The sequence below is a fragment of the Bremerella sp. JC817 genome (genome assembly GCF_040718835.1).
Taxonomy (GTDB): Bacteria; Planctomycetota; Planctomycetia; order Pirellulales; family Pirellulaceae; genus Bremerella.
In genome coordinates this window covers 1-332 of the sequence record NZ_JBFEFG010000017.1, presented here as the reverse complement: position 1 = coordinate 332, position 332 = coordinate 1, and the positions used below count along the sequence as shown (strand labels likewise).

Below are 332 nucleotides of genomic sequence, written 5' to 3'. Positions count from 1 at the left end.
GACCAGGAAGTTCTTGGTGGTGCTGCCCCAGGAAGACCATGCCCTGGCCTTGCAATTCGCCGCCAAGGTCAAAGATGTCTCCGAGTTTCTCATTCAGCTCGGTCCGATCGCGCCGGCCCACGCGGTCCCCTACCGGAAAGTGACGTATCACGACGCCTGCCACCTGGTCCATGCGCAGCGGGTCCGGACGCAGCCGAGGCAGCTTCTCGAGATGATCCCGGGGTTGGAACTCGTCCCGCTCGAAGAGTCCGAGATCTGCTGCGGCGCCGCGGGAACCTATAATCTGACCGAGCCGGAGATGTCAGAGCGCCTCGGACGCCGGAAAATGGAAC

At 63.0% G+C, this 332-nt stretch carries 1 protein-coding gene; it reads left to right on the top strand.

Annotated elements, in window-relative coordinates; translation table 11 throughout:
- Positions 1-16 precede the first annotated feature (16 nt).
- A partial coding sequence (locus AB1L30_RS00075; RefSeq protein ID WP_367011326.1) for a (Fe-S)-binding protein occupies positions 17-332 on the top strand: 316 nt, incomplete at its 3' end.